Origin of the sequence: Burkholderia ubonensis (assembly GCF_001718695.1) — a bacterium.
GTDB lineage: Bacteria > Pseudomonadota > Gammaproteobacteria > Burkholderiales > Burkholderiaceae > Burkholderia > Burkholderia ubonensis_B.
The window spans coordinates 150,561-164,842 of record NZ_CP013421.1; the positions used below are offsets into that span (position 1 = coordinate 150,561).

Annotated in this window: 13 protein-coding genes; all 13 read left to right on the top strand. The window is 71.5% G+C overall.

Annotated elements, in window-relative coordinates; genetic code table 11:
• The first annotated feature begins 2 nt into the window (after window positions 1-2).
• Genes WJ35_RS15650 through WJ35_RS15710 form a run of 13 tightly spaced genes read left to right on the top strand, consistent with a single transcriptional unit; the run spans window position 3 to window position 14,256 of the window.
• Window positions 3-254 carry an acyl carrier protein gene (locus tag WJ35_RS15650; protein WP_010092650.1) on the top strand — a complete coding sequence of 84 codons (252 nt, stop codon included), beginning with the start codon at window positions 3-5 and terminating at the stop codon, window positions 252-254.
• Window positions 251-886, top strand: a complete 636-nt coding sequence (locus WJ35_RS15655) for a hypothetical protein (protein WP_060230994.1) — start codon at window positions 251-253, stop codon at window positions 884-886. Before WJ35_RS15650 ends, WJ35_RS15655 begins: the two co-directional genes overlap by 4 nt.
• Window positions 883-2,580 (top strand): AMP-binding protein, encoded by a 1,698-nt coding sequence (locus WJ35_RS15660; protein ID WP_069239489.1) that lies wholly within the window; start codon window positions 883-885, stop codon window positions 2,578-2,580. Before WJ35_RS15655 ends, WJ35_RS15660 begins: the two co-directional genes overlap by 4 nt.
• Window positions 2,580-4,286 carry a glycosyltransferase family 2 protein gene (locus tag WJ35_RS15665; RefSeq protein WP_069239490.1) on the top strand — a complete coding sequence of 569 codons (1,707 nt, stop codon included), beginning with the start codon at window positions 2,580-2,582 and terminating at the stop codon, window positions 4,284-4,286. The genes WJ35_RS15660 and WJ35_RS15665 overlap by 1 nt, the downstream gene beginning before the upstream one ends.
• Complete coding sequence (locus WJ35_RS15670; RefSeq protein ID WP_069239791.1) at window positions 4,273-5,883, top strand: HAL/PAL/TAL family ammonia-lyase; 1,611 nt, start codon at window positions 4,273-4,275, stop codon at window positions 5,881-5,883. Before WJ35_RS15665 ends, WJ35_RS15670 begins: the two co-directional genes overlap by 14 nt.
• Window positions 5,880-6,308 (top strand): acyl-CoA thioesterase, encoded by a 429-nt coding sequence (locus WJ35_RS15675; RefSeq protein WP_069239491.1) that lies wholly within the window; start codon window positions 5,880-5,882, stop codon window positions 6,306-6,308. The genes WJ35_RS15670 and WJ35_RS15675 overlap by 4 nt, the downstream gene beginning before the upstream one ends.
• Window positions 6,299-6,967, top strand: a complete 669-nt coding sequence (locus WJ35_RS15680; protein ID WP_155121923.1) for an outer membrane lipoprotein carrier protein LolA — start codon at window positions 6,299-6,301, stop codon at window positions 6,965-6,967. Before WJ35_RS15675 ends, WJ35_RS15680 begins: the two co-directional genes overlap by 10 nt.
• Complete coding sequence (locus tag WJ35_RS15685) at window positions 6,967-9,375, top strand: MMPL family transporter (RefSeq protein WP_069239492.1); 2,409 nt, start codon at window positions 6,967-6,969, stop codon at window positions 9,373-9,375. Before WJ35_RS15680 ends, WJ35_RS15685 begins: the two co-directional genes overlap by 1 nt.
• Window positions 9,372-10,559 (top strand): beta-ketoacyl-[acyl-carrier-protein] synthase family protein, encoded by a 1,188-nt coding sequence (locus tag WJ35_RS15690; RefSeq protein WP_069239493.1) that lies wholly within the window; start codon window positions 9,372-9,374, stop codon window positions 10,557-10,559. The genes WJ35_RS15685 and WJ35_RS15690 overlap by 4 nt, the downstream gene beginning before the upstream one ends.
• A gap of 1 nt (window position 10,560) precedes the next feature.
• The gene (locus WJ35_RS15695) at window positions 10,561-11,064 is read left to right on the top strand and encodes a hotdog family protein (protein WP_060231009.1); all 504 of its coding nucleotides are present in this window, start codon (window positions 10,561-10,563) and stop codon (window positions 11,062-11,064) included.
• Entirely contained in the window at window positions 11,061-11,786 is a 726-nt protein-coding gene (locus tag WJ35_RS15700) for a 3-ketoacyl-ACP reductase FabG2 (RefSeq protein ID WP_069239494.1), read from the top strand. The genes WJ35_RS15695 and WJ35_RS15700 overlap by 4 nt, the downstream gene beginning before the upstream one ends.
• Window positions 11,786-13,015, top strand: a complete 1,230-nt coding sequence (locus tag WJ35_RS15705; RefSeq protein WP_069239495.1) for a beta-ketoacyl-ACP synthase — start codon at window positions 11,786-11,788, stop codon at window positions 13,013-13,015. Before WJ35_RS15700 ends, WJ35_RS15705 begins: the two co-directional genes overlap by 1 nt.
• Before the next feature lie 14 nt (window positions 13,016-13,029).
• On the top strand, window positions 13,030-14,256 hold the full coding sequence (locus tag WJ35_RS15710) for a beta-ketoacyl synthase N-terminal-like domain-containing protein (RefSeq protein ID WP_069239496.1): 1,227 nt from the start codon (window positions 13,030-13,032) through the stop codon (window positions 14,254-14,256).
• Window positions 14,257-14,282: the final 26 nt, after the last annotated feature.

The following is a 14,282-nucleotide window of genomic DNA, read 5'->3' on the forward strand; positions in this document are numbered from 1 at the left end:
ACGTGACCGACGCAGAAATCCTTGAGCGCATCCGCGCGATCTTCAACGAGAATTTCGCGATCGAGCCGGAGCGCGTGACGCCCGACACGCATCTGTTCGAGGAGCTCGATCTCGACAGCATCGACGCCGTCGACCTGGCCATCAAGCTGCAGGAGATGACCGGCCAGCGCATCAAGCCGGAAGAATTCAAGTCGGTGCGCACCGTCGGCGACGTGATCGCCGCGGTTCACGCGCTGCTCGCCCGCAAGCAATGACGCCGGCGGCGCGCATGCGTGCGACCGGCCCCGTGCTGCCGCGCTATGCCGGCGCCGTGGCGCGGGCGGCGCTGGCGATCGCTTATCCGCTCGCGATCCTTTGCGCGTGGCACGGGCTGGCGCCGCGCTACGTCGGCTGCCTGCTGCTCGCGCTGCTGTGGCTGCAGCGCACGGTCGGGAAGGGCCCGTTCGCCGCCGCGCTCAGCCGGCTCGCGACGCTCGACTGGTGCGTCGCGGCGGCACTGACCGGCATGTCGGTCGCGATTGCCGTGACCGACAGCGCGCGGCTGCTGCATCTGTATCCGGCCTGCGTGAGCGCCGGCCTGCTCGCCGCGTTCGGCGCGACGCTGTGGCGCGGCCCGTCGATGATCGAGAAGTTCGCACGGCTGAGCCATCCCGATCCCGCGCCGGCCGTCGTGCGCTATACGCGGCGCGTCACGCAGGTCTGGTGCGCGTTCTTCGTGCTGAACGGCGCGTTCTCCGTCTATACGGCGCTGTACTGGAGCCATGCCGCATGGGCCCTCTACAACGGTGCGATCGCCTATGTGCTGATCGGCGCATTGATCGCCGGCGAATGGGTCTGGCGCCGGCTGTTCGTCACGGGCCGGCAGGCCGGGGCGGGGGCCGCATGATCGCGCTGCACGACCTCCTGTCCGCCGATGCCGACGCCGATGCACGCACGGTCGTCTGCCGCGACGGCGACGCGCGCATCACGCTGGCCGAGCTTCGCGCCCGCGCGGACGCGATCGCGCGCGTGGTCGAGTCGTCGGGCGCGCGCCGCGTCGCGATCTCCACCGACGATCCCTACGAATTCGCCTGCGCTTTGTTCGCCGTCGCGGCGACGGGATGCGAAGCGGTGATCCCGGCGAGCGCGGCGCCCGGTTATCTCCGCGATCTCGCGCATGCCTACGACATGCTGCTCGACGACGACGCACTTGCGGCATGCGCGCCCGGCCGCGCGGAGCACGGCGCGCCGGTTCCGTCGCGCGCGATCGACGCGGATGCCGCGATCACGCTGTACACGTCGGGCAGCAGCGGCCAGGCGAAGGCGCTGCGCAAGTCGCTCGCCCAGTTCGACGCGGAAGTGCGCACCCTGCAGCGGGAGTGGGCCGAGCGGGTCGGCACGGCGGTGACGCTGTCGAGCGTCCCGCATCACCACATCTACGGGCTGCTGTTCAGGATCATGTGGCCGCTGGCGGCGGGCCGCGCGTTCGACCGCGCGCTGTCGCTCGACCCGCAGCAGCTGCAGCGGCGGCTGGCCGCATACGGCGACGGCATCGTGGTGTCGACGCCGTCGCATTTGATGCGCTGGCCCGCGCTGCCGGGATTCCCGATGCCGGGCATCGCGCCGCGCGTGTTCTTTTCGTCGGGCGGCCCGTTGCCGGCCGACGCGGCGTCGGCGTACGCAGCGGCGTTCGGCGCCGCGCCGCTCGAGATCTTCGGCAGCACCGAGACGGGCGGCATCGCATGGCGGCGCCAGGACCGCACGCAGGCATGGCAGCCGATGACGGGCATCGACGTGCGTTGCGACGACGACGGCGCATTGTGCGTTCGCTCCGCGCATCTCGGCCACGACCGGTGGCACCGCACCGACGATGCGGCGCGCTTCGACGCGCATGGCCGCTTCGAGTTGACGGGCCGCCGCGATCGCGTGGTCAAGCTCGACGGCAAGCGCGTGTCGCTGCCCGAGCTCGAGGCGCGGCTGCTCGCGCACGCCTACGTCGCGCAGGCGGCGGCCGTGGTGGTCGACGGCGCGACGCGCGCGCACGTCGGCGTCGTCGCGGTATTGTCCGCGGCCGGGCGCGACGCGCTGGCCGCCGACGGACGGGTCGCCGTGGCGACCGCGTTGCGCCATGCGCTCGGCGCGTACTTCGACGCCGCCGCGTTGCCGCGGCACTGGCGTTTCCGGCGCGCGATGCCGTTCGACGCGCGCGGCAAGCTGCCGGCCGCGGCGATCGCCGCCGCGTTCGCGCCGACGCCGGAAGGCTTCGAGCTGCTCGCCGAACGGCATGACGACGACGGATGGCACTACGAACTGCGCGTGCCCGCCACGCTCGCGCACTTCGACGGCCATTTTCCGGGCATGCCGATCCTGCCCGGCGTCGTGCAGATCGATTGGGCGGCGCGTCTGGCCGCGCGCGAGCTGCCGGCCGTGCGCGAGCTGCGTTGCGTCGAGCATCTGAAATTCAAGGCTCCGGTGCCGCCGGGCGCGGTGCTCGCGCTGCGCATCGCGCACGATCCGGCGCGCGGCTGCGTGAAGTTCGCGTTCCGGCGCGGCGAGCGCGAGTGCACGTCCGGCACGATCGTGTACGGAGCGAGCGCGTGATGATCGACGTCTGCATCGTCATTCCGATCTACAACCATCGCGACGCGATCGGCGGGACGCTCGCGCGGCTCGCCGTGCACGGGCTGCCGATCATCGTGGTCGACGACGGCAGCGATGCGGCGACGCGGCAGACGCTCGCCGCACTCGCCGCGCAATACGCGGGATGCATGACGCTGTTGAGCCTGCCCGTCAACGGCGGCAAGGGGGCCGCCGTGATGGCCGGGCTGCGCGCGGCGCGCGCGCAAGGCCATACGCATGCGATCCAGATCGACGCGGACGGCCAGCACGATGCCGCCGACGTGCCGGCGTTCGTCGCCGCCGCGCAGGCCGCGCCGGACGCGGTGATCCTCGGCCGTCCGCGCTTCGACCACAGCGTGCCGAAGGCGCGCTTGTACGGCCGCTACCTGACGCACGTCTGGGTCTGGATCGAGACGCTGTCGCTCGACATTCCCGACGCGATGTGCGGGTTCCGGCTCTATCCGCTCGACGCCGTCTGCCGGCTGATCGATGCGGTGTCGATGCCGACCCGCATGGACTTCGACAGCGAGATCCTGGTGAGGCTTCACTGGCGCGGCCTCGCGTTCCGCACGATTCCGACGCGCGTCGTCTATCCGGCCGACGGCGTGTCGCATTTCGACGTGCTGTGGGACAACGTGCGCATCAGCGCTAGCCATACGCGGCTGGTGGCCGGGATGCTGGTGCGCGCGCCGCTGCTCGTCGCACGCCGGCTCGTCGGGCGGCGCGGCGCCGCGCCGACGGCGCGCGCACGCGCATGGTGGCGCACGCCGGAGCGCGGCAGTCGCGCCGGCATGGCGTTGCTGGCGTGGAGCTGCCGCTGGTTCGGCACGCGCTTCACGTCGCTCTGGCTATACCCGATCGTCGGCTATTTCGTGCTGACGAATCGCACCGCACGCGCGGCGTCGCATACCTATATCGCCCGCCTGCGCGATGCAAATGCCGCGGCCGTACCGCAGCCCGGATGGCGCAGCGCATACCGGCACATGCTCGCGTTCGCGCAATCGGGATTCGACAAGTTCGTCGCGTGGTCCGGCCGGCTCGATCGCCTCGCGGTGCGGTTCGACGATGCGGCGGCGTTCGACGCGCTCGCGGCGAGCGGACGCGGCGCGCTCGTGATCGGCGCGCATCTCGGCAACCTGGAGATGACGCGGGCGCTGGCGTTGCGCGATGCGCACGCGAAAGTGACCGCGATCGTCTACACGAGCCACGCGAAGCGCTTCAACAGCATGCTCGCGCAGGCGAACGCGGCGTTCGGCGAGCAGCTCGTCGAGGTGGCGGATTTCGGTCCCGACACCGCGATGATGATGCAGGCGCGCATCGACGCGGGCGAACTGCTCGTGATCGTCGGCGACCGCGTGCCGCCGCACGACGCGGGCAAGACCGTCGACGCGCGCTTTCTCGACGAGCACGCGCCGTTCGCGCAGGGGCCGTACATCCTCGCGCACGCGCTCGGCTGCCCGGTCTATCTGTTCTTCTGCCTGAAGGAAGGGCGCGAATACCGTCTGTACTTCGAACCGTTCGCCGAACGCATCGAGCTGCCGCGCCGCGAACGGGCCGCGCAGGTCGCCGTCTGGGCGCAGCGCTATGCGGCGCGGCTCGAACACTATTGCCGCAAGGCGCCGTATCAATGGTTCAACTTCTTCGATTTCTGGGCGCGGCCCGATGGAGGGCCGCGTGGCCGAGCATGAGATGAGCGACGTCGCGGCAAGCGCCGCGGGGGCAGCGGGCCGGGCGGCCGTCGTGGTCGGCGCACGGCATCTGACGATCGAGGACGTCGTCGCGATCGCGCGCGACGGGGCACCGCTTGCACTGAACGCGGCGCCCGCCTGGCGCGCGCGCATCGAGCGCGGCGCGGCGTGGTTGCGCGACCATCTCGCGAACGGCGGGACCGTCTACGGCGTGACGACCGGGTATGGCGACGCATGCGTCGTCGACGTGCCCGCGGCACTCGTCGACGCGCTGCCGCTGCAACTGACGCGCTATCACGGCTGCGGGATGGGCGCGTGGTTCGATGCGCAGCAGACGCTCGCGATCGTCGCCGCGCGGCTCAATTCGCTCGCCTACGGTTACTCCGGCGTGCGCCTGATGCTGCTCGAGCGCCTGGCCGACCTGGTGAATTACCGGATCCTGCCGCGCATTCCGTCGGAAGGGTCGGTCGGCGCGAGCGGCGACCTGACGCCGCTGTCGTACGTCGCCGCCGCGCTGGCCGGCGAACGCACGGTGATCCACGACGGCGGCGAGCGCGACGCGCGGGCCGTATGGCGCACGCTCGGCCGCGAGCCGCTGACGCTCGCGCCGAAGGAAGGGCTCGCGCTGATGAACGGCACCGCCGTGATGACGGGCCTCGCGTGTCTCGCGTTCGCGCGGGCCGACTACCTGACGCGGATCGCCGCGCGCCTCACAGCGCTGACGACCGTCGCGCTCGACGGGCGCGCGGCCCATTTCGACGCGCTGCTGTTCGACGCGAAGCCGCACGCCGGGCAGGCCGAAGCGGCCGCGTGGATTCGCGCGGATCTCGCGGGACGCGACGAATCGCCCACCCGCCGGCTGCAGGATCGCTACTCGGTGCGCTGCGCGCCGCACGTGATCGGCGTCGTGCGCGACGCGCTGAGCTGGGTGCGCCGCGACGTCGAGAACGAGCTCAACAGCGCGAACGACAATCCGCTGGTCGATCCGGACGACGGCCGCGTGCTGCACGGCGGCAACTTCTATGGCGGGCACATTGCGTTCGCGATGGATGCGCTGAAGACCGCGGTCGCGAATCTCGCGGACCTGATGGACCGCCAGCTCGCACTGCTCGTCGACGACAAGTTCAGCAACGGCCTGCCGCGCAACCTGACGGGCGCGGCGCCGGATCGCGCGCCGATCAACCACGGCTTCAAGGCCGTGCAGATCTCCGCGTCGGCGTGGACCGCGGAAGCGCTCAAGCACACGATGCCGGCGAGCGTGTTCTCGCGCTCGACCGAGTCGCACAACCAGGACAAGGTCAGCATGGGCACGATCGCCGCACGCGACTGCCTGCGCGTGCTGGAGCTGACCGAGCAGGTCGCGGCCGCGCACGTGCTCGCGACCGTCCAGGCAGTGCGCCTGCGGATGCGGGAGGTTGCCGGCACGCATCTGTCGGCGCCGTTGCGCGCGTTCGTCGACGACGTGAACCGGGGCTCGCCGCTCGTCGTCGAAGACCGGCCGCTCGAAGCCGAGCTGCGCGCGCTGACCGCGCGGCTCGCCGCGTGCGACGCGATCGGCGCATCGCGCGAGAGCATCGGGCAGGAGGAGGCGGCATGAACGAAGCTCGTCCGGCGCTGACCGCGACGGCACGCGTCGAAGTGCCGTTCCACGACGTCGACGCGATGAACGTCTGCTGGCACGGCCATTACCTGAAGTATTTCGAAGCCGGACGCGCGGCGCTGCTGCGCGCGATCGACTACGACTATCCGGCGATGCAGGCGTCCGGCTATCTGTGGCCGGTCGTCGAAGCGCACCTGAAGTACGTGCGGCCCGCAGTCTATGGCCAGCGCGTCGATGTGCGCGCGACGCTGCTCGAATTCGAGAACCGGCTGAAGATCGGTTATGAAATCGTCGATGCCGTGTCCGGCGAGCGTTTGACGAAGGGGTATACGGTGCAACTGGCCATCGACGCGACGACGCGCGAACTGCAGTTCGTGTCGCCGGCGGCGCTGATCGAACGGGTGCGTGCGCAATGGGCCTGATGCTGCGCAACGGACGGCTCGTGACGATGTTCGCGGCCGCATGCCTGACGCTGGCCGGCGGCGCAGCCGTAGCCGCGCCGGCGTCGAGCGCGGCGGCGCAATCCGCGGATGCCGCACTCGTGTCGAACATCGCCGCGCGGCTTGCGCGGGTCGGTGCGATCCGCGCGGAGTTTCGGCAGACCCAGACGCTCGCGGCGATGAAGCAGCCGCTCGTCAGCACGGGATCGATGCTGTTCGACCGCGCGTCCGGCGTCGTCTGGCGGATCGATACGCCGTACAAGGCGACCTACGTGATCACCGACGGCGGCATGCGCGAGGTGGGTGCGGACGGACGGCTCGTCGCGGCGGGCGGGAGCGGCCGCGGCGTCGCCCAGGTGTCGCGGATGATGCGCGACATGCTCGGCGGCGACCTGTCGGCGCTCTATGCGCAGTTCGACGTCGACGCGACCGGCACGCGCGAGCGCTGGCGGATGACGCTGCGGCCGAACCAGCCGCAGCTCGCGCAGGCGATCCGCGTGCTCGAGATGAGCGGCGGCGCGTATCTGGGCGCGCTCGGCATGACGTTCGCGAACGGCAACGCGAGCGTGCTGGAGTTTGCGCGGCCGACGCCGGTGGACGCGCCGGCGCCGGCCGAGCGCGCGTGGCTCGGAGCGCGCTGATGAGCACGACGCGCGACGTGAGCGGCGGCGCACCTGCACGCGCGCGACGGCGCTTGCTGTGCGGCGCGTGGCTGCTCGTCACGCTGGCTGCCGCGGCGATCATCCTGTGGCGCTTCACCGGAGCGTCGCCGCTGCAGACGAACCTGCTGGCGCTGTTGCCCGCGACCGAGGCGAATCCGGTTGCCGAGCAGGCGGTCGACCGGTTGTCGGCGGCGCTCGGCGAGCGCACCGTCTATCTCGTGACCGACCGCGACGCGGCGCGCGCGAAGGCCGCCGCGAAGCAGTTCGGCGCGCTGCTCGCGAAGAGCGGCGCGTTTCGCTCGGTCACGGTCGAGGTGCCGCCGTTCGATCCGTCGCAGATCGCGGCGACCTACCTGCCGGCCCGCTTCGGCTTGCTGACGGATGCCGACCGCGCGTCGCTCGAGCGCGGCGACGCCGCGCTCGCCGATGCACTGACGCGGCGGCTCTACAGCCCGCCCGTCGACGGCCTGCCGACCGCCGTGTCGGACGATCCGTTCGGCTGGCTCCAGCACTGGCTCGGCGCGCTGCCGCTGGCGGCGTCGGATCTGTCGATGGAAGACGGCATGCTGGTCTCGCATCGCGACGGCGCGACGAGCGTGCTGGTGATGACGTCGCTGCCGGGGTCGGCCTATGAATCGACGGTGCAGCACGCGGTACGCGTCGCGACGGACGCTGCGCAACGTGCGCTCGCGGCCGACTTCGCCGGCGTTCGCGTCGACCGCGCCGGCGCCGTGTTCTATGCGCAGGCCGCGCGCGCGAGCGCGGAGCGCGACGTGCACGTGATCGGCGCGGTGTCGCTGGGCGGCATCGCGCTGCTGCTGCTGAGCGTGTTCCGCACGCCGCGCCTGCTGGTGCTCGCGTTCGCGTCGACCGCGTTCGGCATCGTCTGCGCGCTCGCGGCCACGCTTGCCGTGTTCGGCAAGCTGCATCTGCTGACGCTGGTGTTCGGCGTGAGCCTGATCGGCGAGGCGGTCGATTACTCGATCCAGTACTTCGTCGTGTACCTGTCGTCGGGCGCGCAATGGGATGCGCGACGCGGCGCGGCCGCCGTGCGGCCGGCGCTCGCCGTCGCGCTGGCGACGAGCCTGCTCGGCTACGCGATCCTGACGTGGGTGCCGTTCCCGGCGCTGAAGCAGATCGCGTGCTTCGCGATCGTCGGCATCGCGGCGGCGTTCGCGGCGGTGACGGGCTTCCTGCCGCTGATGCTGACCCGGCCGCCGCGGCGCGTGCCGGCGCGCGTGTTCGCGAACGCGGCCCGCTTGCTGAGCGGCTGGCAGTCGCTGCTGGCCGGCCGGCGCGCGGTGGCCGTCGCCGTGCTGGTGGCGCTGGTCGCCATCCCGGGCTGGGCGCTGTTGAAAAGCGACGACGACGTTCATCTGCTGATTCAGCGCGACGCGGACCTCGCGCGGCAGGAAAGCAGCATTCGTGCGGCGGTGGGCCTCGCGAACACCGCCCAATTCTTCGTCGTTCAGGGCGCGTCCGACGAACAGGTGCTCGAGCGATCGGAGGCGCTGATCGGCGCGCTGGATGCGCAACGCGTCGGCCGCGTGCAGTCGCTCGCGACGTTCGTGCCGTCGGCGAAGCGGCAGGCGCGCGACCGTGCGGTGCTCGCCACGCAGGTATTCGCCGATAGGGCTGCGTTGCGCGCGACGCTCGCGCACGCGGGCTTTCGCGACGAGGTCGCCGACGCGTGGCTGCGCGCGTTCTCCGCCGACGCCGCGGCGACGCTGTCGGTCGACAGCTGGCTGGCCGCGCGCTGGTCGGCGCCGTTCCGGCATCTGTGGCTCGGTCGAATCGACGGCGGCGCCGGCCCGGTCAGCGCGGCGCTCGCGATTCCCGAGCGCGTCGATGCGGCGAACGTCGCGACGTTCGCGGCCGTCGCGCGCACGTTGCCGGGCGTGTCGTGGGTCGACAAGGCGGCGGGCGTGTCGAAGCTGTTCGGCGCGTACCGAATCGACAGCGGCTGGTGGCTGGGCGGCGCGCTCGTCGTGGTCGCCGCGCTGCTGATGTGGCGCTACGGCGTGCGCGGCGGGATCGCGACGACGCTGCCGATCGTGCTCGCGATCGGCCTGACGCTGGCGGTATTCGGTTATCTGCGCATCCCCCTCACGTTGTTCAACTGGCTCGCGCTGATGCTCGTGCTCGGCGTCGGCGCGAACTATGCGGTCTTCCTGCGCGAAGGCTGCATCCGGGAAGCCGCGAACCTGGGCGCGGTGTGGACCGGCGTGCTGCTCTCCGCCGCGACGACGCTGCTGTCGTTCGGCATGCTGGGCGCGAGCGCGATGCCCGCGCTGCGCGGCTTCGGCACGACCCTCGCGATGGGGATCGTGTTCTCGGTGCTGTTCGCGCCGCTCGCCACGCCATCTGGCCAGGAGCGCCGCGCATGAATTCGACTCGTACGGCCGTCTACCTGTCGGCGCCCGGCATGATCAACGCGCTCGGCGCCACGACCGACGCGATCGTCGACGCCCTGGGCCGCGGGGTCGCGCCCGGGATGGCGCCGCGCGCCGATGCGCCGGCCGGCGGCTGGGTCGGGCGCGTGACCGCACCGCTCGAGTGCGCGCCGCCGGCCGCGCTTGCGCACTTCGATTGCCGCAACAACCGGCTGCTGCTGGCCGCGCTCGCGCAGATCGCGCCGGCCGTCGACGCAGCCGTGGCGCGCTACGGGCCGCGCCGCATCGGCGTCGTGATCGGCACGAGCACGTCCGGCATCCGCGCGGCCGAGGAGGCGTTCGCGCAGCGCGCCGCGTCGGGTGCGATGCCGCCGGCGTTCGATTACCGGCAGATGGAAATCGGCACGGCCGCGCCGTTCGTGCGCGCGGCGCTCGGCGTCGCCGGGCCGGCGTACACGCTGTCGACCGCGTGCACGTCGAGCGCGAAGGCGTTCGCGGCCGCGCGCCGGCTGCTGCGCCTGCGCCTGTGCGACGCGGTCGTCGTCGGCGGCGCGGATTCGCTGTGCGCGCTGACGATGCAGGGCTTCGCGTCGCTCGAGTCGGTCAGCCCCGCGCGCACGAACCCGATGAGCGCCAATCGCTGCGGGATCAACATCGGCGAAGGCGCGGCGGTGTTCGTGATGAGCCGCGACGACGGGGAGATCCGGCTGGCCGGCGTCGGCGAGTCGAGCGATGCGCATCACATCTCCGCGCCGGACCCGGAGGGGCGCGGCGCGGAGGACGCGCTGCGGCAGGCGCTCGCGGACGCGGGCGTGAGTCCGTCGGCGCTCGGCTACGTGAACCTGCACGCGACGGCGACGCGCCTGAACGACGAGATGGAAGCGCGCGTGATGGCGCGCGTGTTTCCCGGCGGCGTGCCCGCGAGCGGCACGAAGCCGCTGACCGGACACATGCTCGGCGCGGCGGGCGCGACGGAGCTGGCGTTCGCGTGGCTGGCGCTCGCGCGCGGGACGCCGCTGCCGGTTCACGTGTGGGACGGCGTGCCGGACCCCGCGCTGCCGGCGCTGGATCTCGTGCAGGAAGAGCGCCGGCTTGCCGGCCACACCGGAAGCCAGTACGTGATGAGCAATTCGTTCGCATTCGGCGGCAGCAATGCCAGCCTGATCCTGGGGCGCTGACATGCAGACCGGTTCGTTGATGGAAACCTTGCACGACGGCGCGGAGCTCGCCGTGTGCGACGTGCGGGACGTGCTGCCGCATCGCGGCACGATGCTGTTGCTCGACACGATCGAGCGCTGTTCCGAAACCGCGATCGAGGTGAGTGCGACCGCGCGCCGCGACGCGTGGTACGCGGACGACGACGGCGCGATGCCCGCGTGGATCGGCATCGAGCTGATGGCGCAGGCGATCGCCGCGCACGTCGGGCTGCTGGCGCGGCACGCGGGCGGCCGCGCGAAGCCGGGCGTGCTGCTCGGCGCGAACCGCTACAGCGCGCATCGGGCCGCGTTCGAGGCGGGGGCGACGCTGCGGATCGCGGCGCGCGAACTGCTGCGCGGCGACGAAGGGCACGGCGCGTACGAATGCGCGATCCATGCCGACGGCCAATGCTGCGCGGAAGCGATCGTCAAGGTGTACCAGCCGGACGATTTTCAGTCTTTTATCGAAGGGAGCTTCAATTCATGACTCGGCGAGTTCTCGTGACCGGCGCGAGCCGCGGCATTGGCCGGGCCGTCGCGCTGCGACTGGCGGCGGACGGCTTCGCGGTGACGGTGCATTGCCGCAGCGGGCGCGCGGATGCGGAGGCCGTCGCCGAGACGATTCGCGCGCAGGGCGGCACGGCGAGCGTGCTGCAGTTCGACGTGCGCGACCGCGCGGCCTGCCGGCAACTGCTCGAGGCCGACGTGGCCGCGCACGGCGCGTACTACGGGATCGTCTGCAGCGCGGGCGTGACGCGCGACGGCGCGTTTCCGGCGCTGTCCGACGAGGACTGGGACGTCGTGATCGAGACCGGGCTCGACGGCTTCTACAACGTCGTTCATCCGCTGACGATGCCGATGGTGCGGCTGCGCAAAGGCGGCCGCATCGTGACGATCGCGTCGGTGTCCGGCGTGATGGGCAATCGCGGGCAGGTCAACTACAGCGCGGCGAAGGCCGGCCTGATCGGCGCGACGAAGGCGCTCGCGGTCGAGCTCGCGTCGCGCAACATCACGGTCAACTGCGTCGCACCCGGTCTCGTCGATACCGGGATGCTCGACGACGTGCCGCTCGAGCACGCGTTGAAGACGGTGCCGATGGGGCGCGTCGGGCAACCCGACGAAGTCGCGTCGGTCGTCGGCTTCCTGATGTCGGATGCGGCGCGCTACGTCACCCGGCAGGTGATCGGCATCAACGGCGGGATGATCTGATGAAGCGGGTGGTCGTGACGGGAATGGGCGGCGTGACCGCGTTCGGCCAGCACTGGCACGAGATCGACGCGCGCCTGCGCGAGCGGCGCAATGCGGTGCGGCGCATGCCGGAATGGGATTGCTACGAAGCGCTGCATACGCGGCTCGCGTGTCCGTTGCCGGCGTTCGAAGTGCCGAAGTCCTATCCGCGCAAGAAGACGCGGTCGATGGGCCCGGTGTCGATGTATGCGGTGCGGGCGAGCGAGCTCGCGCTCGCCGACGCCGGTCTCGCGGACGATCCGTCGATCAAGGACGGCAGGATGGGCGTCGCGTACGGGTCGTCGTCGGGCTCGGTCGAGCCGATCCGCGCGTTCGGCGCGATGCTCGAAACGGGTTCGATGCGCGACGTGACGTCGAACAGCTACGTGCAGATGATGCCGCACACGACGGCCGTCAACGTCAGCCTGTTCTGGGACCTGAAAGGCCGGATCGTGCCGACGTCGTCCGCGTGCGCGTCGGGCAGCCAGGCGATCGGCTACGCGTACGAAGCGATCGCGACCGGCAAGCAGACGCTGATGCTCGCGGGCGGCGCGGAGGAGCTGTCGGGCCCGGCGGTCGCGGTGTTCGACACGCTGTACGCGACCAGCACGCGCAATGACGAGGCCAGGCTGACGCCGCGCCCGTTCGACGTCGATCGCGACGGGCTCGTGGTCGGCGAGGGGGCGGCTACGCTCGTGCTCGAGGAATACGAGCACGCGATCGCGCGCGGCGCGACGATCCATGCGGAGGTGGTCGGCTTCGGCTGCAATTCCGACGGCGCGCACATCACGCAGCCGACGGCCGAGACGATGGCGATCGCGATGCGGCTCGCGCTGCGCGACGCCGGGCTCGATCCGGCGGCGATCGCGTATGTGAACGCGCACGGCACGTCGACCGATCGCGGCGACGTCGCCGAGAGTCACGCGACCGCGTCGGTGTTCGGCGAGCGCATGCCGATCAGCTCGCTGAAGAGCTACGTCGGCCACACGCTAGGCGCCTGCGGCGCGCTCGAGGCGTGGTGGACGATCGAGATGATGAAGCGCAACGCGTATGCGCCGACGCTGAACCTGGAGAACGTCGATCCCGCGTGCGCGGCGCTCGACTACATCGTCGGCGCGGCGCGCGAGATCGACGCCGAGTTCGTGATGAGCAACAACTTCGCGTTCGGCGGGATCAACACGTCGTTGATCTTCCGGCGCATCGCCGCGTGACGGCCGCCCGCCCGATGCCTGCGCGCGTCGTCGTCACGGGGCTCGGCATCGTGTCGTGCCTCGGCAATTCGCTCGACGGCGTGTCGGCGGCGCTGCGCGCGGGCCGCTCGGCGCTCGCGCGCGTCGATGCATGGCGCGCGCGCGGGTTCCGCAGCCAGGTCGCGGGCGTCGCCAGTGTCGCGGCGGAGCCGCCGTTCGCGCGCAAGCACGAGCGCTTCATGGGCGACACCGCGCGCTTCGCCGCGCATGCGGCGGCGAAGGCGATCGACGACGCAGCGCTCGATCCCGCGCGATTGCGTTCGCCGCGCGCGGGCGCGATCGTCGGCTCCGGCATCGGCTCGATGGCCGCCTATGACGACGCGATGGCGATTGCCGCGCAGCGCGGCATCGACAAGACGCCGCCTTACGTCGTGCCCAAGGCGATGAGCAGCACCGCGTCGGCCTGCGTCGCCCAGCTGTTCGGCATCGAAGGCGTCGCGTATTCGCCGTCGTCCGCGTGCACGAGCTCGGCGCTCGCGATCGGGCAGGCGATGCAGCTGATCCGGTCCGGCTGCCAGGACGTCGTGCTGGCGGGCGGCAGCGACGCGCTGCACGACAACATGACGCTGATGTTCGATGCGATGGGCGTGTTGTCCGGTCGACGATTCAACGACACGCCGGACCAGGCGTCGAGACCGTACGGCATCGGCCGCGACGGCTTCGTGATCGCGTCGGGCGCGGGCATCCTCGTGCTCGAATCGCTCGAGCACGCACGCGCGCGCGGCGCGCGGATCCATGCGGAGCTGGTCGGCTTCGGCCAGTGCACCGACAACGCGGGCATGGCGGCGCCGCATGCGCGCGGTATCGCCCGCGCGATGCGCGATGCGGTCGAAGCCGGCGGCGGACGGCGCCCGGACTACGTGAACACGCACGCGCCGTCGACGCCGCTCGGCGACGTCGAGGAATTGGCGGCGCTCGCGGACGTGTTCGGCGACGACGTGCCCGCATTCTCGTCGACGAAGGGGATGACCGGCCATCCGCTCGGCGCGAGCGGCGCGCACGAGGCGATCTACGCGATCCTGATGATGCGCGATGGTTTCATCGCGGGCACGGCCGTCGACGGGACGCCCGATCCCGCGGTCGGGCGCATGCCGCTCGTGCGCACCGCGCGCGACGCGCGGATCGAGCGGGCGCTGTCGGTCTCGTTCGGATTCGGCGGCAGTTGCGCGAGCCTGTTGTTGGACGCCTGGAAGGACGATTGATCTGAACCTGATGAGCTGAGAGGGCG

Excerpts from the sequence above, each read along its gene's own strand:
- WJ35_RS15700 (WP_069239494.1), top strand. The coding sequence starts at position 11,061 with ATGACTCGGCGAGTTCTCGTGACCGGCGCGAGCCGCGGCATTGGCCGG.
- WJ35_RS15675 (WP_069239491.1), top strand. The coding sequence starts at position 5,880 with ATGAACGAAGCTCGTCCGGCGCTGACCGCGACGGCACGCGTCGAAGTG.
- WJ35_RS15660 (WP_069239489.1), top strand. The coding sequence starts at position 883 with ATGATCGCGCTGCACGACCTCCTGTCCGCCGATGCCGACGCCGATGCA.
- WJ35_RS15695 (WP_060231009.1), top strand. The coding sequence starts at position 10,561 with ATGCAGACCGGTTCGTTGATGGAAACCTTGCACGACGGCGCGGAGCTC.
- WJ35_RS15710 (WP_069239496.1), top strand. The coding sequence starts at position 13,030 with ATGCCTGCGCGCGTCGTCGTCACGGGGCTCGGCATCGTGTCGTGCCTC.
- WJ35_RS15705 (WP_069239495.1), top strand. The coding sequence starts at position 11,786 with ATGAAGCGGGTGGTCGTGACGGGAATGGGCGGCGTGACCGCGTTCGGC.
- WJ35_RS15690 (WP_069239493.1), top strand. The coding sequence starts at position 9,372 with ATGAATTCGACTCGTACGGCCGTCTACCTGTCGGCGCCCGGCATGATC.
- WJ35_RS15685 (WP_069239492.1), top strand. The coding sequence starts at position 6,967 with ATGAGCACGACGCGCGACGTGAGCGGCGGCGCACCTGCACGCGCGCGA.
- WJ35_RS15665 (WP_069239490.1), top strand. The coding sequence starts at position 2,580 with ATGATCGACGTCTGCATCGTCATTCCGATCTACAACCATCGCGACGCG.
- WJ35_RS15655 (WP_060230994.1), top strand. The coding sequence starts at position 251 with ATGACGCCGGCGGCGCGCATGCGTGCGACCGGCCCCGTGCTGCCGCGC.
- WJ35_RS15680 (WP_155121923.1), top strand. The coding sequence starts at position 6,299 with ATGGGCCTGATGCTGCGCAACGGACGGCTCGTGACGATGTTCGCGGCC.